Source organism: Streptomyces sp. sk2.1, assembly GCF_008120935.1.
In the GTDB taxonomy this organism is placed as follows: Bacteria; Actinomycetota; Actinomycetes; order Streptomycetales; family Streptomycetaceae; genus Streptomyces.
This window is the reverse complement of sequence record NZ_RDBO01000077.1, coordinates 1,246,083-1,267,442: the sequence shown is the minus strand read 5'-3', so window position 1 is coordinate 1,267,442 and position 21,360 is coordinate 1,246,083. Positions and strand designations below refer to the sequence as shown.

20 protein-coding genes, 1 pseudogene and 1 riboswitch are annotated in these 21,360 nt (G+C 70.8%); of the genes and pseudogenes, 7 read left to right on the top strand and 14 right to left on the bottom strand.

Annotated elements, in window-relative coordinates; translation table 11 throughout:
• Positions 1 to 115: 115 nt before the first annotated feature.
• The 3 genes and pseudogenes from EAO76_RS46815 to EAO76_RS32955 all read left to right on the top strand — a co-directional run.
• Positions 116 to 331 (top strand): annotated as a pseudogene (locus tag EAO76_RS46815) (hypothetical protein); the annotation flags it as partial.
• Positions 328 to 1,071, top strand: a complete 744-nt coding sequence (locus tag EAO76_RS32960) for a response regulator transcription factor (RefSeq protein ID WP_148839620.1) — start codon at positions 328 to 330, stop codon at positions 1,069 to 1,071. The pseudogene EAO76_RS46815 and the gene EAO76_RS32960, both read left to right, overlap by 4 nt.
• Positions 1,072 to 1,129: 58 nt before the next feature.
• The gene (locus EAO76_RS32955) at positions 1,130 to 2,323 is read left to right on the top strand and encodes a serine hydrolase (RefSeq protein WP_148839618.1); all 1,194 of its coding nucleotides are present in this window, start codon (positions 1,130 to 1,132) and stop codon (positions 2,321 to 2,323) included.
• 1 nt (position 2,324) lies between these two features.
• On the opposite strand, the gene EAO76_RS32950 is transcribed toward EAO76_RS32955, so the two are convergent.
• From EAO76_RS32950 to EAO76_RS32935, 4 genes are all read right to left on the bottom strand, one after another.
• Positions 2,325 to 2,870 carry a hypothetical protein gene (locus EAO76_RS32950; protein WP_187438862.1) on the bottom strand — a complete coding sequence of 182 codons (546 nt, stop codon included), beginning with the start codon at positions 2,868 to 2,870 and terminating at the stop codon, positions 2,325 to 2,327.
• A gap of 66 nt (positions 2,871 to 2,936) precedes the next feature.
• Positions 2,937 to 3,488, bottom strand: a complete 552-nt coding sequence (locus EAO76_RS32945; RefSeq protein WP_262375905.1) for an NUDIX hydrolase — start codon at positions 3,486 to 3,488, stop codon at positions 2,937 to 2,939.
• 166 nt (positions 3,489 to 3,654) lie between these two features.
• Positions 3,655 to 4,818 (bottom strand): spermidine/putrescine ABC transporter substrate-binding protein, encoded by a 1,164-nt coding sequence (locus EAO76_RS32940; protein WP_148840444.1) that lies wholly within the window; start codon positions 4,816 to 4,818, stop codon positions 3,655 to 3,657.
• A 171-nt stretch (positions 4,819 to 4,989) separates the two neighbouring features.
• Entirely contained in the window at positions 4,990 to 6,429 is a 1,440-nt protein-coding gene (locus EAO76_RS32935) for a gamma-aminobutyraldehyde dehydrogenase (protein WP_148839617.1), read from the bottom strand.
• A gap of 162 nt (positions 6,430 to 6,591) precedes the next feature.
• On the opposite strand from EAO76_RS32935, the gene EAO76_RS32930 reads away from it, so the two are divergent.
• From EAO76_RS32930 to EAO76_RS32915, 4 genes are all read left to right on the top strand, one after another.
• A complete protein-coding gene (locus EAO76_RS32930; protein WP_148839616.1) occupies positions 6,592 to 7,098 on the top strand; it encodes an Lrp/AsnC family transcriptional regulator in 507 nt (168 codons plus the stop codon).
• Complete coding sequence (locus EAO76_RS32925) at positions 7,083 to 8,462, top strand: aspartate aminotransferase family protein (protein ID WP_148839614.1); 1,380 nt, start codon at positions 7,083 to 7,085, stop codon at positions 8,460 to 8,462. Before EAO76_RS32930 ends, EAO76_RS32925 begins: the two co-directional genes overlap by 16 nt.
• Before the next feature lie 313 nt (positions 8,463 to 8,775).
• A complete protein-coding gene (locus EAO76_RS32920; RefSeq protein WP_148839612.1) occupies positions 8,776 to 9,513 on the top strand; it encodes an ABC transporter ATP-binding protein in 738 nt (245 codons plus the stop codon).
• On the top strand, positions 9,495 to 10,679 hold the full coding sequence (locus EAO76_RS32915) for a hypothetical protein (protein WP_148839611.1): 1,185 nt from the start codon (positions 9,495 to 9,497) through the stop codon (positions 10,677 to 10,679). The genes EAO76_RS32920 and EAO76_RS32915 overlap by 19 nt, the downstream gene beginning before the upstream one ends.
• 66 nt (positions 10,680 to 10,745) lie before the next feature.
• On the opposite strand, the gene EAO76_RS32910 is transcribed toward EAO76_RS32915, so the two are convergent.
• From EAO76_RS32910 to rpsB, 10 genes are all read right to left on the bottom strand, one after another.
• Positions 10,746 to 11,201 carry an SRPBCC domain-containing protein gene (locus EAO76_RS32910; RefSeq protein ID WP_148839609.1) on the bottom strand — a complete coding sequence of 152 codons (456 nt, stop codon included), beginning with the start codon at positions 11,199 to 11,201 and terminating at the stop codon, positions 10,746 to 10,748.
• A 154-nt stretch (positions 11,202 to 11,355) separates the two neighbouring features.
• Positions 11,356 to 12,381, bottom strand: coding sequence for an ABC transporter ATP-binding protein (locus tag EAO76_RS32905; RefSeq protein ID WP_148839607.1), 1,026 nt, complete (start codon positions 12,379 to 12,381; stop codon positions 11,356 to 11,358).
• 42 nt (positions 12,382 to 12,423) lie between these two features.
• Positions 12,424 to 14,037 (bottom strand): iron ABC transporter permease, encoded by a 1,614-nt coding sequence (locus EAO76_RS32900; RefSeq protein ID WP_148840443.1) that lies wholly within the window; start codon positions 14,035 to 14,037, stop codon positions 12,424 to 12,426.
• 149 nt (positions 14,038 to 14,186) lie between these two features.
• Positions 14,187 to 15,290, bottom strand: coding sequence for a thiamine ABC transporter substrate binding subunit (locus tag EAO76_RS32895; RefSeq protein WP_148839605.1), 1,104 nt, complete (start codon positions 15,288 to 15,290; stop codon positions 14,187 to 14,189).
• 73 nt (positions 15,291 to 15,363) lie between these two features.
• A riboswitch (TPP riboswitch) is annotated at positions 15,364 to 15,480 on the bottom strand.
• A gap of 53 nt (positions 15,481 to 15,533) precedes the next feature.
• Entirely contained in the window at positions 15,534 to 16,640 is a 1,107-nt protein-coding gene (gene rlmN, locus EAO76_RS32890; protein WP_148839604.1) for a 23S rRNA (adenine(2503)-C(2))-methyltransferase RlmN, read from the bottom strand.
• Between the two features lie 93 nt (positions 16,641 to 16,733).
• On the bottom strand, positions 16,734 to 17,819 hold the full coding sequence (locus EAO76_RS32885) for a phosphatidate cytidylyltransferase (RefSeq protein WP_148839602.1): 1,086 nt from the start codon (positions 17,817 to 17,819) through the stop codon (positions 16,734 to 16,736).
• Entirely contained in the window at positions 17,819 to 18,376 is a 558-nt protein-coding gene (gene frr / locus EAO76_RS32880) for a ribosome recycling factor (RefSeq protein WP_148839600.1), read from the bottom strand. Before frr ends, EAO76_RS32885 begins: the two co-directional genes overlap by 1 nt.
• Positions 18,377 to 18,551: 175 nt before the next feature.
• Entirely contained in the window at positions 18,552 to 19,328 is a 777-nt protein-coding gene (pyrH, locus tag EAO76_RS32875) for a UMP kinase (RefSeq protein WP_148839598.1), read from the bottom strand.
• Between the two features lie 159 nt (positions 19,329 to 19,487).
• Entirely contained in the window at positions 19,488 to 20,324 is an 837-nt protein-coding gene (tsf, locus tag EAO76_RS32870; protein WP_148839597.1) for a translation elongation factor Ts, read from the bottom strand.
• A 99-nt stretch (positions 20,325 to 20,423) separates the two neighbouring features.
• A complete protein-coding gene (rpsB, locus tag EAO76_RS32865; protein WP_148839595.1) occupies positions 20,424 to 21,314 on the bottom strand; it encodes a 30S ribosomal protein S2 in 891 nt (296 codons plus the stop codon).
• Positions 21,315 to 21,360: the final 46 nt, after the last annotated feature.

Sequence of the window (21,360 nt, the reverse complement as noted above, 5' to 3'; positions counted from 1 at the left end):
GCTCCTGGTCGTCGGCCACCACCACACGGATCGTCAACTTCCCACCTCCGTCGTCCGCTCGGTCTCCGTCTCCGCTTGCATCCCCGGCCCCGGCCCTGTCCTCGCCTCTGTCCCCGGGGGCGGCTCGGGGCTGGGATTGGTCGGCATCCGGGAGCGTGCCGCCGCGCACGGCGGCACGGCCGGTACCGGCCCCGGTCCGGACGGGCGGGGGTTCCGGGTCCGGGTGACGATTCCGCGAGCACGGCCCCCGGGGACAGAGGCGAGGACAGGGCCGGGGCCGGGGATGCAAGCGGAGACGGAGACCGAGCGGACGACGGAGGTGGGAAGTTGACGATCCGTGTGGTGGTGGCCGACGACCAGGAGCTGGTGCGCAGCGGCTTCGCGATGATTCTGGACGCGCAGCCGGACATCGAGGTCGTCGCGGAGGTGGGTGACGGGGCGCGGGCGGTGGACGCGGTGCGGCGACTGGCGCCCGACGTCGCCCTGCTGGACATCCGGATGCCGGTCGTGGACGGGATCGGGGCCTGCCGCACGATCAGCGCGGAGACCGGCTGCCGGACGGTCATGCTCACCACGTTCGACTCCGACGAGTACGTCTACGAGGCTCTGCACGCGGGCGCGAGCGGCTTTCTGCTCAAGGACGTCCGCAGGGACGACCTGGTGCACGCGGTGCGGGTGGTGACGGCCGGGGACTCCTTGCTGGCTCCCTCGGTGGCCCGTCGGCTGGTCGCCGACTACACCTCGCGTCCGCCCGCGGCGGCCGTGGAGCCGTCGGCGCGCCTGGACGTGCTGACCGCCCGCGAGCGCGAGACGCTGCTGCACCTGGCCCGCGGGCTGTCGAACGCGGAGATCGCGGCGGCGCTGGTCGTCAGCGAGCACACGGTGAAGACCCACGTCGGCAACGTGCTGTCCAAGCTGGGGCTGCGCGACCGGATCCAGGCGGTGATCTGCGCGTACGAGTGCGGTCTCGTGGCTCCCTCGCCCGGGGGAGGTCCCGCCGTCGGCTCCCCCGCGCGGGGGAGCCGGTCTCCCTCCGGCAAACCCCCGGGCGGGGGATCCGTCCGGACGTGACGGTCAACAGGATGGAGTCCGTAGGCAGTTACGGATTCCACTCCCGGAGGCACCCGGCATGAACACCCGCACGTCCCGCACCCTCGTCGCAGCCGCGCTGGTCCTCGGCATCGCCGCGGGCTCCGTCCCACCGGCCCTGGCGGCTTCCGGTGCCCCGGCGGCCGCGGCCCGTCCGGCGCAGAAGGACCCTGCCCGAAAGGCCCCGGACGCCGAGGCCCTGCGCGCCGCGATCCAGGGGCTCCCGAAGGACGACGCCACGGCCGCCCTGGTGCGGGTCTCGGGCTCCGAAGGCGTCTGGCGGGGCAGCGCCGGCGTCCACGACCTGGTCTCCGGACGGCCGGCGGATCCGGACGGCCGCTTCCGGGCCGGTTCGGTGACCAAGGTCTTCACGGCGGCCGTCGTGCTCCAGCTCGCCGGGGAGGGCAGGGTCGACCTGGACCGCCCGGTCCGGCACTATCTGCCCGATCTGATCCCGGCGGGGTACGAGGGCGTCACGGTGCGCCAGCTGCTGAACCACACGAGCGGCATCCCGTCCGTCGGCCCGGGCGGCGATCTGGACGACGCGTACGCGCACCGCTTCGACCTGCGCGACCCGGTCCGCACCGTGCGCGAAGCCACCTCCCGGGAGCCGTACTTCGCGCCCGGCACCCAGCAGCACTACGCCAACATCGGCTACACCGTGGCGGGCCTGCTGATCGAGCGGCTCACGGGCGACACGTACCCCGCGCAGGTCTCCCGCCGCATCCTGGAGCCGCTGCGGCTGAAGGACACCTGCTTCCCCGGCACCGACCCGACGATCCGCGGGCCCCACAACCGCGGCTACCAGCTCTTCGGCACGGGCGAGCTGCGCGACGTGACGGTGTGGGGGGCGACGGACGCCTGGGCGGCGGGCGACCTGATCTCGACCACCGCCGACCTGGAGCGTTTCACCCGGGCCCTGTTCCGCGGGCAGGTGGTGCGCGGACCGCTGCTCCAGGAGATGTTCACACTGCCCGACGCATCGGTCCGCGAGTACGGCACGGGCGGGCCCGCCGCGTACAGCGCCGGTCTCTCGATGATGCGGCTGGGAGGACGCGAGGTCTGGGGCAAGACGGGTGGCCGCTGGGGCTACAACACAGTTGTAGCGGCCACCCGCGATCTCTCCCGGCTCCTCGTCCACAGCGTCAACGCGACGGACGCGAAGGGGGACGGCATGAACCCCACGGCGTCGAACATAGTGGTGGCGGCCTTCGGCGCCCCGTCGGCCGGGTGACTCAGCCCGCCGGGGCAGCCGTCGGCGCGGGCTCCGGCCGCGGTGTCCCTTCCAGCGCCTCCAGCCGCTTGATCATGCGGCGCGCCACGAGCAGCGGGAGCACCCCGAAGACCCCGAACGACATGTCGATGACGGACCACCAGAAGGGGATGCCCCGGACGGGCCCGCAGATCAGCGCGAGCGGGATGATCCCGGCGCAGGCGATCATGCCGAACTCGATGACCCAGATGTTGCGGACCGGGTCGCGGTAGGGGCCGTAGAAGGCGACCGCGATGACGAGGTGCGCGAAGGCCAGCCAGTCGGTGCCGTACAGGACGAAGGGGTACTTCGCGTCGGTCTGGTCCAGGCCGGTGCGGACCTTGGTGATCCACTCCATCAGTGCCGGGAACTGCTCCGGAACGGGAGAGGCCGAGGACCTCAACAGGTCCTCGGCCCAACGGAGTTCATGGACGAGCGGAAAGGCGGTCAGTCCGCTCAGCACCAGACAGACGATGAAGAGGATCAACCACATGCGTATGCGTCTCAGCAGGGCTCTTCGCTCGCTCATGTCCGCAGCGTACGCCCGGGCCCACCGGCTCCTCGCACCGCCTGCCGGGGTTCTCGCGCCGCGCCCTCACGCCCCTGCGCGAGGGCGGCCGGCGGGGCTGTCGGAGTCGTTGTCCTCGTCGAAGTCCCCCAGGTGGACGGGGCCGTCGGCCGGCCGGGACGCCGCGAGCGCACCGGTCAGGAGCCGGGCCAGGTCCTTCGGCCGGACGGTCTGCTCCGTGGTGGCCAGTTCCCGCGCCGACCACCAGCGGTACCCGTGGCGGGCCTCGACCGGGTCGATCCTCACGCGGTGCGCCTCGTCGTCCGTGACGCGGACGAGGCGGTACTCCTCGTGCTGGTCGAAGCTCCGGCCGTCGACGGTGAAGGCGGTCCGCCGGGTCCACAGGAGCGGGCCCAGCCGGTGGGCGGGGAGGGACAGCCCCGTCTCCTCCCGGATCTCGCGGACCGCCGCCCGGATGTGGTCCTCACCGTCCTCGACGCCCCCGCCGACGGTGAACCACCATCGCGCTCCCGGCCCGCGCGGATCGCGTCCGCAGAGCAGCAGGAGCCGGTCGTGCCCGTCGACCAGGAGCACCCGGGACGTCCAGCGCTCCGTCCTGTGCCCGCTCTCCGTCATCATGGGTGCCGATGCTAACCGGGTGCTCCCCGCGGCTTCCCGCTCCGCGGCGGGCCGAGGGCACGGCCGACGGACGCGTCCCCCGGCCGTGCCGCTCCCGTACCGCCTCTCCTCCGGCCCGCTCCCGTGCCGCGCCTTCCGTGCCGCCTCTCCCCCGGACCGCCGCCGCTCACAGGCCGACGATGGAGTTCCACTTCTTCGCGAACTCGGGGCGCTCCTCGGACGTGATGTCGCGACCGGTCACCAGTCGGCGGCGCATCTCGTCGTCGGGGAAGATCAGCGGGTCCTCGGCGAGCGCGGCGGTCTCCTTGTCCTTGACGGAGGCCAGCACCTCGCGGGCGGCCGGCACGGGACAGACGTAGTTGACCCAGGCCGCCAGTTGCGCGGCCACCTCCGGCTCGTAGTAGTAGTCGATGAGCTTCTCCGCGTTGCGCTTGTGGCGGGCGAGGTTGGGGATCATGAGGGATTCCGCCCAGAGCTCGCCGCCCTCCTCGGGCACCACGAACTCGATCTCCGGGTTGTCGGCCTGGAGCTGGATGACATCGCCCGAGTACGCCTGGCAGGCGAGCACGTCCCCGGTCGCCAGGTCCTTGATGTAGTCATTGCCGGTGAAGCCGCGGATGTGCCTCTTCTTCACCAGCTTCTCCACCTGGTCGCACACCTCGTAGAAGTCGTCCCGCTTCCAACGAGTGGTGTCGACGCCGTTGCCCTGCATCAGGAGGCCGATGGCTTCGTCGAGCCCCGACAGCAACGTCATCCTGCCGCGCAGGTCGTCCGCCCACAGATCGCTCACGCTCCTGATCTCGCGGCCGAGCTTCTTGCGGTTGTACGCGATGCCGGTGATCCCGGACTGCCAGGGGACGCTGTGCATCCGCCCCTTGTCGAAGGCCGGCGAGCTGAGCTGCGGGTCCAGGTACTCGGCGACGTTCGGCTGCTTCGCCCGGTCCATCTCCTGCACCCAGCCCAGCCGGACGAACCTGGCGGACATCCAGTCGCTGACGACGATGAGGTCCCGGCCGGTCTCCTGGTGGTTCATCAGCGACGGGCTGATCTTGCCGAAGAACTCGTCGTTGTCGTTGATCTCCTCGGTGTACGTGACGGAGATGCCGGTGCGCCTGCCGAACGCGTCGAGGGTGGGCCGCTTCGACGCGTCCTCGTCGTCGGTGTCGATGTAGAGGGGCCAGTTCGCGAAGTACAGGGAGCGGTCGCTCGCCGAGGTGTCGCGCCCGGCACGGTCACCGGGCTCCACATAGGCGGCGGGCACGCCGCAGCCGGCCAGCGCGGCACCGGCCGCCGTGGCCCCGAGGGCGCGCAGCAGGGACCGGCGGGACATGGGGTTCTTCGGGGTTGCTCGCACCCGCGCAGGATGCCGGTCGGCCGGACGGAGGGGCAATGGACCAACCGTCCAGCTTCACGCATCCGGCCCGCACACCCTGTCGATGCCCGGGCAGGGCTGCGGCCCCGGGCTCGTGCCCGGGGCCGCAGCCGTACCACTGACCGGGAATCAGTCGTCGAGCGAGGTCATGACGTGCTTGATGCGGGTGTAGTCCTCGAAGCCGTACGCGGAGAGGTCCTTGCCGTAGCCGGACTTCTTGAACCCGCCGTGCGGCATCTCGGCGACGAGCGGGATGTGGGTGTTGATCCACACACAGCCGAAGTCGAGGTTCTTGGACATCCGCATGGCGCGGGCGTGGTCCTTGGTCCACACCGAGGAGGCCAGGGCGTACTCGACGCCGTTGGCGTACTCCACGGCCTGGGCCTCGTCCGTGAACTTCTGGACGGTGATGACCGGGCCGAAGACCTCGTTCTGGATGATCTCGTCGTCCTGCTTGAGGCCGGAGACGACGGTCGCGGCGTAGAAGTAGCCCTTGTCGCCGACCCGGTGGCCGCCCGCCTCGACCCTGGCGTGGGCGGGGAGCCGCTCGATGAAGCCGCTGACCTGCTTCAGCTGGTTGGCGTTGTTGAGCGGGCCGTACGCCACGTCCTCGTCGTCCGGCAGGCCGGTCTTGGTGTCGGCGGCGGCCTTGGCGAGCTCGGCGACGAACTCGTCGTGGATGGACTCGTGGACCAGGACGCGGGTCGCGGCCGTGCAGTCCTGACCGGCGTTGAAGTAGCCCGCGCCGGCGATGCCCTCGACGGCCTTGGCGATGTCGGTGTCCTCGAACACGACGACCGGGGCCTTGCCGCCGAGCTCCAGGTGGACCCGCTTGACGTCCTTGGCGGCGGACTCGGCGACCTGCATGCCGGCCCGTACCGAACCGGTGATGGAGGCCATCGCCGGGGTCGGGTGCTCGACCATCGCGCGGCCGGTGTCACGGTCGCCGCAGATGACGTTGAAGACGCCCTTGGGCAGGATCTGGCCGATGATCTCGGCGATCAGCACGGTCGACGCCGGGGTGGTGTCGGACGGCTTGATGACGACGGTGTTGCCCGCGGCCAGCGCCGGGGCGAACTTCCAGACGGCCATCATCATCGGGTAGTTCCACGGCGCGACCTGCGCGCAGACGCCGACCGGCTCGCGCCGGATGATGGAGGTGAGGCCCTCCATGTACTCACCGGCCGAGCGGCCTTCGAGCATCCGCGCCGCGCCCGCGAAGAAGCGGATCTGGTCCACCATCGGCGGGACCTCTTCGTCACGGGTGAGCCCGACCGGCTTGCCCGTGTTCTCCGACTCGGCGGCCACGAGGTCCTCGGCACGCTCCTCGAAGGCGTCCGCGATCTTCAGCAGGGCCTTCTGGCGCTCGGCGGGCGTGACGTCGCGCCAGGCGGGGAACGCGGCCGCGGCGGCCTCCATGGCGGCGTCGACATCGGCCTGTCCGGAGAGCGGCGAAGTCGCGTAGACCTCCTCCGTCACCGGGTTGACCACATCGATGGTCCGCCCGTCAGCGGCGTCCCGGAACTCTCCGTTGATGTAGTTGCGCAGACGGCGCACCTCGGTGGTCACAACCACCCCTCCTGTCGACACGTCCAATGGGTGAGATGCCCAGCGTAGTCGCTCGGGTATCGCTTTCGACATGCCCAACCGCCGCGAACTTCGGATTCAGTGAGATCGAGGCCCCGAGACAACGAATTTCATCGATCTGGGGTTGCCAGACGGACGAGTCCCGTGCACAGTGGATGTGTGGCCAGTCGCAGCGCAGACTCCAGGACCGGGAACGGATCGTCACCAGCGGTCGATGCCGTCTCCCTCGCAATCATCGAGCAGCTCCAGGAGGACGGGCGCCGTCCGTACGCCGCGATAGGCAAGGCCGTCGGTCTTTCCGAGGCGGCCGTGCGACAGCGCGTCCAGAAGCTGCTCGATCAGGGCGTGATGCAGATCGTCGCCGTCACCGACCCCCTCACCGTGGGGTTCCGGCGGCAGGCGATGGTCGGCATCAATGTCGAGGGCGACCTCGACCCCGTGGCCGAGGCACTGTCGGCCATGGACGAGTGCGAGTACGTGGTGATGACCGCGGGCTCGTTCGACCTGATGGTGGAGATCGTCTGCGAGGACGACGACCACCTGCTGGACACGATCAACAAACGCATCCGGGCCCTCCCCGGTGTGCGCTCCACCGAGAGCTTCGTCTACCTGAAGCTCAAGAAGCAGACCTATATGTGGGGAACCCGATAGCCGTGAGCAAGGACCTCAGCCGAACCGCGTACGACCACCTGTGGATGCACTTCACCCGCATGTCGGACTACGAGACCGCGCCCGTTCCCACCATCGTGCGGGGTGAGGGCACCTACATCTACGACGACCAGGGCAAGCGCTACCTGGACGGCCTGTCCGGCCTGTTCGTGGTCAACGCCGGTCACGGTCGTCACGAGCTCGCCGAGGCGGCCTACAAGCAGGGCCAGGAGCTGGGCTTCTTCCCGGTGTGGTCCTACGCCCACCCGAAGGCCGTCGAACTGGCCGAGCGCCTGGCCGACTACGCCCCGGGCGACCTCAACAAGGTCTTCTTCACCACCGGTGGCGGCGAGGCCGTGGAGACTGCCTGGAAGCTGGCCAAGCAGTACTTCAAGCTCAAGGGCAAGCCGACCAAGTACAAGGTCATCTCGCGTGCGGTCGCCTACCACGGCACCCCGCAGGGCGCCCTGTCGATCACCGGCCTGCCGGCCCTGAAGGCCCCCTTCGAGCCGCTGGTCCCCGGCGCGCACAAGGTCCCGAACACCAACATCTACCGCGCCCCGATCCACGGCGACGACCCCGAGGCCTTCGGCCGCTGGGCCGCCGACCAGATCGAGCAGCAGATCCTCTTCGAGGGCCCGGACACCGTCGCCGCGGTCTTCCTGGAGCCGGTGCAGAACGCCGGCGGCTGCTTCCCGCCGCCGCCCGGATACTTCCAGCGGGTGCGCGAGATCTGCGACCGGTACGACGTGCTGCTCGTCTCCGACGAGGTCATCTGCGCCTTCGGCCGCCTCGGCACGATGTTCGCCTGTGACAAGTTCGGCTACGTGCCGGACATGATCACCTGCGCCAAGGGCATGACCTCGGGCTACTCCCCGATCGGCGCCTGCATCGTCTCGGACCGCATCGCCGCGCCGTTCTACGAGGGTGACAACACCTTCCTGCACGGCTACACCTTCGGTGGCCACCCGGTCTCCGCGGCGGTCGGTCTCGCCAACCTCGACATCTTCGAGCGCGAGGGCCTCAACCAGCACGTCCTGGACAACGAGAACGCCTTCTTCACGACGCTGCAGAAGCTGCTCGACCTGCCGATCGTCGGCGACGTCCGCGGCAACGGCTTCTTCTACGGCATCGAGCTGGTGAAGGACAAGGCCACCAAGGAGACCTTCACCGACGAGGAGACCGAGCGCGTCCTGTACGGCTTCCTCTCCAAGGCGCTGTACGACAACGGCCTGTACTGCCGGGCCGACGACCGCGGCGACCCGGTCGTCCAGCTCGCGCCGCCGCTGGTCTCCGACCAGTCGACGTTCGACGAGATCGAGGGCATCCTGCGCACCGTCCTCACGGAGGCGTGGACCAAGCTCTGACCGGCGGTACCGGTGGGAGGACCGGCCACGGACCGCCCCTCCCACCGGCCGCCCCGGCGGACCGGGAGCCACCGCGGCCCCGGCCCGCCGAACGGGCCATCGCCCGACCGCCGTCCGGCCTGCTCCGGGCGGTCATCCCCATACGGTCCGCACGGCCCGGATGCGCCCATTCGAGTGGGAAGGGACGCGTCCGGGCCGTGTGCTGTGCCCTCACCGCGGTTCGGATCCCTACGGTGCCGAGTGACCGATCGGCCCTTTCTTCGTTCCCCCATACGGGGGAACGGGAATTACGATCTGAACCGAGGTGTACGCCATGGTGGCCCCGCCGGACAACGACGTGATCTGGGCGCGTTCCCTGCACCACTCCCACAACGGCTCGCCCGCGCTCGGCGGCGTCTCCCTGGGAGTCCGCGACGGCGAGATCCTCGCCGTGACCGGCCCCCGGGGCTGCGGCAAGACGACCCTGCTGCACTGCCTGTCCGGCCAGCTGGTGCCCGAACAGGGCGAGGTGTGGTTCAACAGCGTCCCCGTCCACACCATGGGGCCCCGGCTGCGCGAACGGCTGCGCCGCGACAGGTTCGGCTGGATCGCCCCCGAACCCCAGCTGGTGCCCGAGCTGAACGCCTGGGAGAACACCGCGCTCCCCCTGCTGCTGCGCGGCACCTCGCACCGGACGGCGCGGAAGACCGCCATGGAATGGCTGGAGCGGCTCGACATCGGCCCCTGCGCCAAGCAGCGGCCGCACACCCTGCTCCAGGGACAGCGCCAGCGGATCTCCGTGGCCCGCGCCCTGGCCGCCACCCCCGCGGTGATCTTCGCGGACGAGCCGACCGCGACCCTGCACCGGAGCGACCGCACACACGTGCTGCGCACCCTGACCAGCGCGGCCCGCTCGCACGGCATCACGATCGTGCTCGCCACCCACGACGCGGAGGTCGCCGCCCTCGCCGACCGCACGGTCCCGCTGCTGGACGGCCGCCGCGTCGCCACCGTCGCCCTGCCCGCCGTGACCGACGCGGAGGGCAGGGCGGCGTGCTCGCTCTCCGTCTAGCCCGGGGCTCCCATCCGCTGGTCCTGCTGCGGAGGCTGCTGGTCGCCGCCGCCTCCGCCGGGGTCGGCTTCCTCCTGCTGTGCACCCTGGGCTACGCCTCGGGGAACCCGACGCACTCCACCGGAGCCCTGCTGCGGCTGCTGTGGTGCTTCGTCCCGCTCGCCGCCACCGTGCAGTTCGCGGTCGCGGTGGCACGTACGGACCCGAGCGCCCGGCCGCGCTCCGCGCTGTCCGCAGTGGGCCTGGGACCGGTCCGGCTGGCCGCCCTCGCGGCGGTCTCCACCGCCGTGTCCTGCACCCTCGGGTCGGCGGTGGCGCTGCTGTTCTTCCTGCATCTGCGCGGCGATCTGTCCGGTCTGCCGTTCGACGGCGCGGCGGCCGGGCTGCTCGGCGCGGACACCCCGCTGCCGCTCGGGGCCGCGCTCGTGCTGCTGGCCCTGGTCCCGGTGGCGGCGGCCACCGCGAGCGGGCTGTCGCTGCGCACCGGGCCAGTCCCGACCGCGGCCCCGGACGGCACCTCGTCGGAGGTCCGGACGGAACCGGAGCCGCCCGGCCCCGCCGATCCCCCGACGGGGCTGCCCTGGGGCGTGGCTCTGATCGCGGCCGGGCTGGCCGTCGAGGCGTACCTGAGCCGGGGCGACGGGCACAGCCTGCTCCCGCTCCCCGGCAGGATCGACGCCACCCCGGCCGGGGTGCTGACGGGGTGGACGCTGGCCGCGATCGGCCTGGCCCTGGCAGGACCCGGCCTGACGTATTTCTGCGGACGGCTGCTGCAGTCGGCGCGCCCGGGGGCCCTGCGCCTGCTGGCGGGCCGGGTGCTGATGGACGAGGCACGCCGGATCGGCCGCCCGCTGGGCGTGATCTGCGCGGTGTTCTCCGCCGCCGTCGCCGCCCACGCCCTGTACGGGGCGGGCGAACACTCCTTCGGTCCGCTCACCGCACTGGGCGCGGTGCTCGTCCTCGGCTGCACGACGGCGACGTTGCTGACCTCTGCGCTGGAGACGCGGCAGGCCCGCTCCGAGGTGTCGGGGACCTTGTCGCGGCTCGGTGCCCCGGCCTCGGCCCTGCGGGTCTCGGCCGCGCTGCGCGCCGCCGTCCTGCTGCTCGTCTTCGCCCCGCTGACCTGGCTGATCGCGGAACTGGCCGCGCTGCCGCTGACGGTCTGAGGCCCCGGTCGCCCGGTCCGCCCCGATGTGACGGGGCGGACCGGGCGACCGGGTCGCGGCGCCGGCTCAGGAGGAGGACGCGAGCCGGGCCACGAGCGCGTCGAAGAACGCCTCCCAGCCGTCCTCGGCCGCCGCGTACTGCTCGGCCGTGAGGTTGCCCCCGCGCTGCCGGAAGACCATTTCGGTGGTCCCGTCGCCGCGGTCGGCGAAGGTGGCGGTGACGGTCTCGCCCTCGATGCCGGCGGGCGCGGTGGCGTCCTTGAGCGTGAACACCAGGCGCTCGGGCGCGACCACCTCGCGGTAGACCCCGTGGAAGGGCATCTCCGTGCCCGGTACCACGATGACCAGGCTCCAGGAACCGCCCGGCCGGACGTCCATCTCCACCCGGTCGAGCGGCACCTCGGCCTCGCCGCCGTACCAGGCCGCGAAGTGCTCGGGCGTCGTCCACGCCTCGAAGACGCGCTCCCGCGGGGCGTCGAGGACGCGGGTGATGTCGATGCCCTCGCGTGTTGACTCGGTCATGGTCCCTGTCCTTCCCGCTTCCGGGTGTGCTCCGGGGCGGCCGGTTCCGCGCCACGGGAACATCCGGCCATCGTCCGGCCCCCGGGCGAAGTCCGCCACCCGGGCCCGCCGGACCCGCGCCGTCAGGGGGCGGCGGGCAGGATTCCGCGCACTGTCAGGGAGCGGCGGGCAGGACGACCGTCTCCGCCGCGTCGAAGCCGACCCCGACCGCCGCGCCCTCCTCGGGGGCGTCCCGCAGCGCGCACTCCGCCTCCAGGGCCGGACCGGTCTCCGGCAGCAGCCGTACGGCGACGTGGTTGCCCCGGAACGTACGCGTCCCGACCACGCAGCGCAGCCCCTCACCAGGGGCCCCGATCCGGACCCCGGCGGGACGCACCAGCAGATCGCACGCCCCCTGCGGCGCCCCCTCGGCCACCGGCACCTCGCCCCACTCCGTGGCGGCGGTGGTTCCGTCCACCGTCGCCGACACCACGTTGTCGAAGCCGAGGAACCGGGCGACGAAGGCGGAGGCGGGCCGCCGCCAGACCTCCAGCGGCGTACCGGCCTGGGCGATCCGCCCGTCGCGCATCACCACCACCCGGTCGGCCAGGGCGAACGCCTCGCCCTGGTCGTGGGTGACGGCCAGCACCGTCGTGCCCAACCGCCCGAAGAGCGTGCGCAGTTCGACGACGAGCCGTTCCCGCAGACCCCGGTCGAGCTGGCCGAGCGGCTCGTCCAGCATCAGCAGCTTGGGGCTCGGGGCGAGGGCCCGCGCGAGGGCGACCCGCTGCTGCTCCCCGCCGGACAGCGCGGCGACGGCACGCCGCTCGGCACCGGGCAGGCCCACCAGGTCGAGGAGCTCGCCGACCCGGCACTCCTGGTCGCGGCGCGGCATCTTGCGCATCCGCAGCCCGAAGGCGACGTTGGCGCCGACGTCCCGGGTCGGGAAGAGCTGGTGGTCCTGGAACATCAGGCCGAGCCCGCGCCGGTGCACCGGCACCCCGGCCTGGTCCGCGCCGTCCAGCAGCACCCGGCCGCCGTCCGGCGGCTGGAGCCCCGCGACCACCCGCAGCAGGGTGGACTTGCCGCTGCCGCTCGGTCCGAGCACGCACACGATCTCGTGCTCGGCGACCTCCAGGTCCACCGCGTCGAGCGCCGCCCGCTCGCCGAAGCGCACCGTGGCCGATTCCAGTGTCAGCATCTCCAGAACTCCCCGGACATCTCTAGAACTCCCGAGCCATCACTAGAACTCCCCGGCCCGGTCCGTGCGGATACGTTCGAGCAACAGCAGCGAGACGGCGCACACCACCATCAGGATGGTGCTCAGCGCCATCGCCTGGCCGTAGTTGAGCTCCCCGGCCCGCCCCAGCAGCCGGGCCACGGCGACCGGCAGAGTCGGCCGGTCCGGCCGTGCGATGAACACCGTCGCGCCGAACTCGCCGAGCGACACGGCGAACGCGAAACCGGCCGCGACCAGCAGCGCCCGCCGCACCAGCGGCAGATCGACCTCCCGCCAGGCCCGCAGCGGCGAGGCCCCGAGCACCGCCGCCGCCTCCCGCAGCCGCCCGTCCACCGCCCGCAGGACGGGCAGCATGGTCCGTACGACGAAGGGCACGCCGACCAGTGCCTGGGCGAGCGGCACCAGGATCCAGGACGTCCGCAGATCCAGCGGCGGTTCGTCCAGGGTGATCAGGAAGCCGAAGCCGACGGTGACCGCGGACACCCCGAGCGGCAGCATCAGCAGCGCGTCGAAGCCCCGGACGAGCCGCCCCGCTCGACGGGTCAGCGCGGCAGCCGCGAGCCCGCCGACGACCAGCGCGATGACCGTGGCGACCAGCGCGTACTGCACGGAGTTCCAGATCGCTTCGAGCGGCGCGACCAGGAACGTCCCGCCACCGGCGTCCGCGGAGCCCAGGGCCCGGTAGAAGTCGAGTCCGTGGCCGCCGGGTACGTCCAGCGAACGCTCGACCAGCACCCCGAGCGGCAGCAGGATCAGCACCAGCACGGTCAGCAGCACGCCGGCGAGCAGCGCCCACTGCCCGGCGCCGCGCGGCCTGCGGGCGGTCCGTTCCGGGTCGACCAGCTTCAGCGCGGTCTCCCTGCGCCGTACCGTCCACGCGTGCACGGCGAGGATCGCGCCGACCGCGGCGAACTGCACCAGGGTCAGCACGGCGGCCGTCGGCAGGGCGAGCAACTGGGCGGTCTGCCGGTAGATCTCCACCTCGAGCGTGGAGTAGCCGGGACCGCCGAGGATCTGCACGACCCCGAAGGAGGTGAAGGTGAAGAGGAAGACCATCAGCGCGGCGGCGGCCACGGCGGGGGCGAGGGCCGGCAGCGTGACCCGTCGCCAGGCGGCGAACCGCCCGGCGCCCAGTACCCGGGCGGCCTCCTCCTGCCGGGGGTCGAGCTGGGACCACAGTCCGCCGACGGTCCGCACGACGACCGCGTAGTTGAAGAAGACATGGGCGAGCAGGATGGCCCAGACGGTGGTGTCGAGCCGTACGCCCCAGAGTTCGTCGAGGAATCCACCGCGCCCCAGCAGCGCCAGGAAGGCCGTCCCGACGACGACGGTCGGCAGGACGAACGGCACCGTGACGACGGCCCGCAGCAGTTGTTTGCCCGGGAAGTCGAGGCGGGCGAAGACATAGGCGCCGGGCAGCGCGATCAGCAGGGTCAGTGCGGTCGAGGCGAGCGCCTGCCAGCCGGTGAACCAGAGGACGTCGCGGATGTCCGGCCGGGCCAGCACCTCGCCGACCCGGCCGAACTGCCAGACGCCGTCCGTCTTCAGTCCGCGGCCGACGATCGCGACGACCGGGTAGGCGAAGAACAGCGCGAAGAACGCCACGGGCACGGCCATCAGGCCGAGCCGCACCGCGCTCCCCCGCCGGGCCGCGGCCCGGGCGGCGCGCGATCGCCCGGGACCGGGCCCGCGCGCGTCGTCCCCGCGCGGGCCCTTCCCGTGACCGCCCGTCCCGGCCGCGTCCGTCGCGCGTTCGGGGGACTTCGTTACTTCACTACGAGCGAGGACCACGACTGGACCCACTGCTCACGGTTCTTGGCGATGCTGTCCGGGGCGACGGTCGTCGGCTTCTCCACGGTGGCGCCGAACTTCGTGAAGACCTCCGGCAGCTCGGCATCCTCGACGACCGGGTTCACGAACATGTTGAGCGGCATGTCCTCCTGGAACTTCTTGCTGATCAGGAAGTCCAGCAGGGCCTTGCCGCCCGCCTCGTTCTTCGCGCCGTCCAGCAGACCGGCGAACTCGATCTGGCGGAAGCAGGTCCCGGTGGCGACCCCGGTCGGGGCCTCGGCCGGCGGCTGCTTCGCGTACAGCACCTCGACGGGCGGGCTGGAGGCGTACGAGACGACGAGCGGCCGGTCGGCCTTGGCCTTCTTGCCGCCCGCCGAGCCGGAGAACTCCTCGTTGTACGCCTCCTCCCAGCCGTCGACGACCTTGACGCCGTTCTTCTCCAGCTTCTTCCAGTAGTCCTGGTAGCCCTTCTCTCCGTAGGCGGCGACGGTGCCGAGGAGGAAGCCGAGGCCGGGCGAGGAGGTCGCGGCGTTCTCGGTGACGAGGAGGTCCTTGTACGCGGGCTTCGTCAGGTCGGCGAAGGTGCTCGGCGGCGCGAGCTTCTTGTCGGCGAAGTACTTCTTGTCGTAGTTGACGCAGATGTCGCCGGTGTCGACCGGGGTGACCCGGTGCTCGGCGTCGAGCCGGGTGGCCTCGGCGACCCGGTCCAGGCCCTTGGCCTCGTACGGCGTGAAGAGCCCGCTGTCGAGGGCACGGGAGAGCAGCGTGTTGTCGACGCCGAAGAACACGTCGCCGCGCGGGGAACCCTTGGTCAGGATCTCCTGGTTGAGCGCGACACCCGCGTCGCCGCTCTTCAGTACCTTGACGGTGTAGCCGGTCTCCTTCGTGAACTCCTTCAGCACCTCCTCGGAGGCGTTGAAGGAGTCGTGGCTGACGAGGGTCACGGTCTTCGAACCGGAGCCCTTGGGGCCGCCGGACGCCTGGTCGTCGGAGCTCCCGCATCCGGCGAGCGCGGTGACGCCCAGCGCGGCGGCGGCAGCCGTCGCCGCGAGCCGCCCGGTCCTGTGGGTGGTGCTCATTGTGGATTCCTCCTGGGTTTTGGCCAGGAAGAGACGCGGCCCTGCCCGCGGAAAGCGGGCAGGGCGCAACAGCATGAGTTGATGACCGAACTTCCTACCCGGAATGACCCGGGCGAGGTTCAGAGGGTCTGCGGACGACCTGTCCTCGGTGCCGCACTCTCAGCGCTGTGGCGCTCCCCTGTCGGAATATGAAGTTGATTTCGGGCCCAGGTTACACGGGCCCCTCCGGCCGTCCGAAGGCGCTCAGCGCTCGGCCGCCGCCAACTGTCCGCAGGCCCCGTCGATCTCCTGGCCGCGGGTGTCCCGCACGGTCACCGGAACGCCGTGGGCGGCGATCGCCTCGACGAACGCCTTCTCGTCCTCGGGCCGGGAGGCGGTCCACTTGGAACCGGGCGTGGGGTTCAGCGGGATCAGGTTGACGTGCACCCGCTTGCCCTTGAGGAGCCTGCCGAGCAGGTCGCCGCGCCACGCCTGGTCGTTGATGTCGCGGATCAGGGCGTACTCGATGGAGATGCGGCGGCCGGACTTCTCCGCGTACTCCCACGCCGCGTCCAGCACCTCACGCACCTTCCAGCGCGTGTTCACGGGGACGAGGGTGTCGCGCAGCTCGTCGTCCGGCGCGTGCAGCGAGACGGCGAGGCGGCACTTGAAGCCCTCGTCGGCGAAGCGGAGCATCGCGGGCACCAGGCCCACGGTGGAGACGGTGATCCCGCGCTGCGAGAGCCCCAGCCCGTCCGGCTCCGGGTCGGTGAGCCGGCGGATCGCGCCGACCACCCGGTTGTAGTTGGCGAGCGGCTCGCCCATGCCCATGAAGACGATGTTGGAGAGTCGGGCCGGCCCGCCGGGGACCTCCCCGTCGCGCAGCGCCCGCATGCCGTCCACGATCTGGTGGACGATCTCGGCGGTGGACAGGTTGCGGTCGAGCCCGGCCTGTCCCGTCGCGCAGAACGGGCAGTTCATCCCGCATCCCGCCTGGGACGAGATGCACATCGTCACCCGCTCCGGGTAACGCATCAGGACGGACTCGACGAGCGTCCCGTCATGGAGCTTCCACAACGTCTTGCGGGTGGTGTCGTCGTCACAGCTGATGTGACGGACCACGGACATCAGATCGGGGAACATCGCCTCGGCGAGCTTGTCCCGCGATCCGGCCGGGATGTTGGTCCACTCGGCCGGGTCGTGCGCGTACCGCGCGAAGTAGTGCTGCGAGAGCTGCTGGGCGCGGAACGGCTTCTCGCCGATCGCGGCGACGGCCTCCCTGCGCTCGGCGGGCGTGAGGTCGGCGAGGTGCCGCGGCGGCTTCTTGGCTCCGCGGGGCGCGACGAAAGTGAGTTCTCCGGGCTTAGGCATGGTCCATCCAGTGTCGCAGACGCGACGGCAAGGGCCCGCCGTCCTGTGGACGACGGGCCCTGACCCGTGAAAACCCCCGGCCGGAGGCCGGTCTCAGCCGGAGCCGACGAACACCACCAGCAGCAGCCAGACCACGGGGGCGGTCGGCAGCAGCGAGTCCAGCCGGTCCATGATCCCGCCGTGCCCCGGCAGCAGCGTGCCCATGTCCTTGATGCCGAGGTCCCGTTTGATCATCGACTCCCCGAGGTCGCCGAGGGTGGCGCTGACCGCGACCGCGAGTCCGAGCAGCAGCCCCTGCCACCAGGAACCGCCGTCGATCAGGAACTGCATGCACAGCGCACCGGCGACCATCGCGAAGGCGATGGCCCCGAACAGTCCCTCGCGGGTCTTCCCGGGGCTGATGCGCGGCGCGAGCTTGTGCTTCCCGAAGCGCCAGCCGACGGCGTACGCGCCCGTGTCGCTGACCACGGTCAGCAGCAGGAAGGTGAGCACCCGCTGCGGTCCGTCGTCGGCGCTCAGGAGCATGGCGACGAAGGTGGCGAGGAACGGCACGTAGAAGGTGGCGAACACCCCGGCCGTGACGTCCTTGAGGTAGCCCTCCGGCGGGGCGGTCATCCGCCAGACGAGGACGGCGAGCGCGGTCAGCGCCGTCGCCACCCAGGCACCCTCGGCGCCCCGTACGTAACCGGCCACCACCATCGCCGCGCCGCCGACGGCCAGCGGGACGAGCGGCACCTTGAGGCCCTTGCGTTCCTCCAGCCGGGAGGTGAGCTCCCACAGGCCGACGACGACGGCGACGACGACCACGCCGACGAAGACGTCCTTCACGATGAACAGCGAGGCGACGATGACGGCGCCGAGCCCCACACCGACCCCTATGGCGGCTCGCAGGTCACGACCCGCACGTTTCTTCTGCGGGGGCGGCGCGGCGGTGGACATGGGCTCCTGCGGCTTCTCGTCACGGAACAGGGGGCCGCCGCTCAGGCGTCCGGCCCCCTGGTCCCGGTCATCACGGTCGTCAGCGTCTCTACCTGCGTCGGGAACGTCCGGCACGATGGGCATGGGCCGAGTCTGCTGGGCGCCGTGCACATCGTATGCCGGACCCGCCGGAACGGCCTGCAACTCGGGCACGCCCCAGCTGCCGGCACCCGGCGGGGCGCCCCGGGAAGAGTCGTTCATCAGACTTCGAGCAGCTCGGCTTCCTTGTGCTTGAGCAGCTCGTCGACCTGCGCGACGTACTTCGCGGTGGTGTCGTCGAGCTCCTTCTCGGCGCGGCGCACCTCGTCCTCGCCCGACTCCTTGTCCTTGACCAGCTTGTCGAGGGTTTCCTTGGCCTTGCGTCGCACGGCGCGGATGGAGATCTTGGCGTCCTCGGCCTTCGCCTTGGCGACCTTGATGTAGTCGCGGCGGCGCTCCTCGGTCAGCTCCGGGAAGGTGACCCGGATGATGTTGCCGTCGTTGCTCGGGTTGACGCCGAGGTCCGAGTCGCGGATGGCCTGCTCGATGTTGCGCAGCGCGCTCTTGTCGAACGGCGTCACGACGGCCATGCGCGGCTCGGGCACCGAGAACGAGGCGAGCTGGTTGATCGGGGTCAGCGCGCCGTAGTAGTCGGCGACGATCTTGTTGAACATCGCCGGGTGCGCACGGCCGGTCCGGATCGCGGCGAAGTCCTCTTTCGCGACGACGACGGCCTTCTCCATCTTCTCCTCGGCCTCGAGGAGGGTTTCTTCGATCACCACGTGCTCCTGCGTGTCTTGAGCGGGCCCGGCGTGCTCGGGCCCTGCGGGTCCTGCGTCGCGTCCTCACCTGCACGGTGTCCGACCGGCAGGCCGTTGTCCATCCTTCGGGGCCCGCCCCGGGACGTCACCCGGGGCCCCGGCCCTTCCGTCGTGCCCGGAAGGCTCCCGGTTCTCAGACCCGGGTGCTCCGGTCACTCACGAGCGTGCCGATCTTCTCACCCTTGACCGCGCGGGCGATATTGCCCATGGCGGTCAGTTCGAAGACAAGGATCGGGAGGTCGTTGTCACGGCAGAGCGTGATGGCGGTGGCGTCGGCGACCTTGAGGTCGCGGGCGAGTACCTCGCCGTACTCGAGCGCGTCGAACTTCACCGCGTCGGGGTTGGTCTTCGGGTCGGAGTCGTAGACCCCGTCCACCCCGTTCTTGCCCATCAGAAGGGCCTCTGCGTCGATCTCCAGGGCGCGCTGGGCGGCAGTGGTGTCGGTGGAGAAGTACGGCATCCCCATACCGGCACCGAAGATGACGACGCGGCCCTTCTCCAGGTGGCGCACGGCGCGCAGCGGGATGTACGGCTCCGCGACCTGCCCCATGGTGATGGCGGTCTGGACGCGCGAGTCGATGCCCTCCTTCTCCAGGAAGTCCTGGAGCGCCAGGCAGTTCATGACCGTGCCGAGCATGCCCATGTAGTCGGACCGGGCCCGGTCCATGCCGCGTTGCTGGAGCTCGGCACCGCGGAAGAAGTTGCCGCCACCGATGACGACGGCGATTTCCGCACCGTCACGGACCACGGCCGCGATTTCCCGGGCGATGGCGTGTACGACGTCGGGGTCGACACCGAGACCCCCGCCGCCGGCGAACGCCTCTCCGGACAGCTTCAGCATGAAGCGTCCTGCCACCTTGCCGTCGTCGCGCTTGTGGTCGCCTTGTGCGGCGTCCGCGCCCTTGTTCATGGAGATTCTCCTCGTGCACATACGAAGAAGGCCATTGCCGGTGGGTCTGGTGTCCCTCAGCGGCAATGGCCTCCTCGTCAGATCTGCGGTCGTACGGCGTGAGTGCGGCCGACGACTGCACTAGACCCTATAGGGGTCCACCGTTGTTCGCGGACGGGCTCAGATGCCGACCTTGATGCGCGTGAAGCGCTTCAGGGTGACACCGGCCTCGTCCAGGACCTTCTGAACGGACTTCTTGTTGTCCAGCGCGTACGGCTGGCCGAGGAGGGTGGCCTCCTTGAAGAAGCCGTTGACGCGACCCTCGACGATCTTCGGGAGCGCGGCCTCGGGCTTGCCCTCGGCGCGGGTGGTCTCCTCGGCGACGCGGCGCTCGGCCTCGACGACCTCGGCCGGGACGTCCTCGCGGGACAGGTACTTCGGGGCGAACGCGGCGATGTGCTGCGCGATGCCCTTGGCCAGCTCGGCGTCGGCCTTGTCCAGCTCGACCAGGACACCGATCTGCGGCGGCAGGTCGGGCATGGTGCGGTGCATGTACGCGGAGACGTACGCGCCGGTGAACTGCGCGAAGCGGTCCAGGACGATCTTCTCGCCGAGGTTGGCGTTGGCCTCGTCGACGTACGCCTGGACGGTCTTGCCGGCCTCGATCTCGGAGGCGAGCAGCGCCTCCAGGTCGGCCGGGGAGGTGGCGGCGACGTGCGCGGCGAGGGTGTTCGCGACGCCCTGGAACTTCTCGCCCTTGGCGACGAAGTCCGTCTCGCACTTCAGCTCCAGCAGAACGCCGGACGTCTGGTCCTCGGAGATGAGGGAGACGACGGCGCCGTTCTCGGCAGAGCGGCCCTCGCGCTTGGCGACGCCCTTCTGACCCTTGATGCGGAGCGCCTCGACGGCCTTGTCGACGTTGCCCTCGGCCTCGTCGAGCGCCTTCTTGCAGTCCATCATGCCGGCGCCGGTCAGCTCGCGGAGCTTCTTGACGTCAGCGGCGGTGTAGTTCGCCATGAGTCTGTGTTTCTCTCTCGAAGTCTGAAAGATCTACGGGTGGACGGCGGGGGCGGTGCTTGTGGCACCGGCCCCCGCCGTCGTCAGCCGTGACGGATGTCAGGCCTGCTCGGCGTCCGCGGCCGGGGCCTCGGCAGCAGCCTCGGCCGGCTTCTCGGCGTCGGCGACCTTCTCGGTCTCGGCGGAGGACTGCACCTCGGCGTCGGCCTTCTTGTCGCCCTCGAGCAGGTCGCGCTCCCACTCGGCGAGCGGCTCGCCGGCGGCCTTCTCGCCCGGCTTCGAGTCACCGGTGGCGGCACCGGAACGGGCGATGAGGCCCTCGGCGACGGCGTCGGCGATCACGCGGGTGAGCAGGGTGACGGAGCGGATCGCGTCGTCGTTGCCCGGAATCTTGTAGTCGACCTCGTCGGGGTCGCAGTTGGTGTCGAGGATCGCGACGACCGGGATGTGGAGCTTGCGCGCCTCACCGACGGCGATGTGCTCCTTCTTGGTGTCGACGATCCAGACGGCGCTGGGCACCTTCTGCATCTCGCGGATACCACCGAGGGTCTTCTCCAGCTTGGCCTTCTCGCGGGAGAGGACCAAGAGCTCCTTCTTGGTGAGGCCGGAGGCGGCCACGTCCTCGAAGTCGATGAGCTCGAGCTCCTTCAGACGCTGAAGGCGCTTGTAGACGGTGGAGAAGTTGGTGAGCATGCCACCGAGCCAACGCTGGTTGACGTACGGCATGCCGACGCGCGTCGCCTGCTCGGCGATGGCCTCCTGGGCCTGCTTCTTCGTACCCACGAACATGATGGAGCCGCCGTGGGCGACGGTCTCCTTGACGAACTCGTAGGCGCGGTCGATGTACGACAGCGACTGGAGCAGGTCGATGATGTAGATGCCGTTGCGCTCGGTGAAGATGAAGCGCTTCATCTTCGGGTTCCAGCGACGGGTCTGGTGACCGAAGTGGACGCCGCTTTCCAGCAGCTCCCGCATCGTGACGACGGCCATGGCCGTACTCCTTGAGGTGCTCGGTTGTCGCGACCGCAGGATTGCT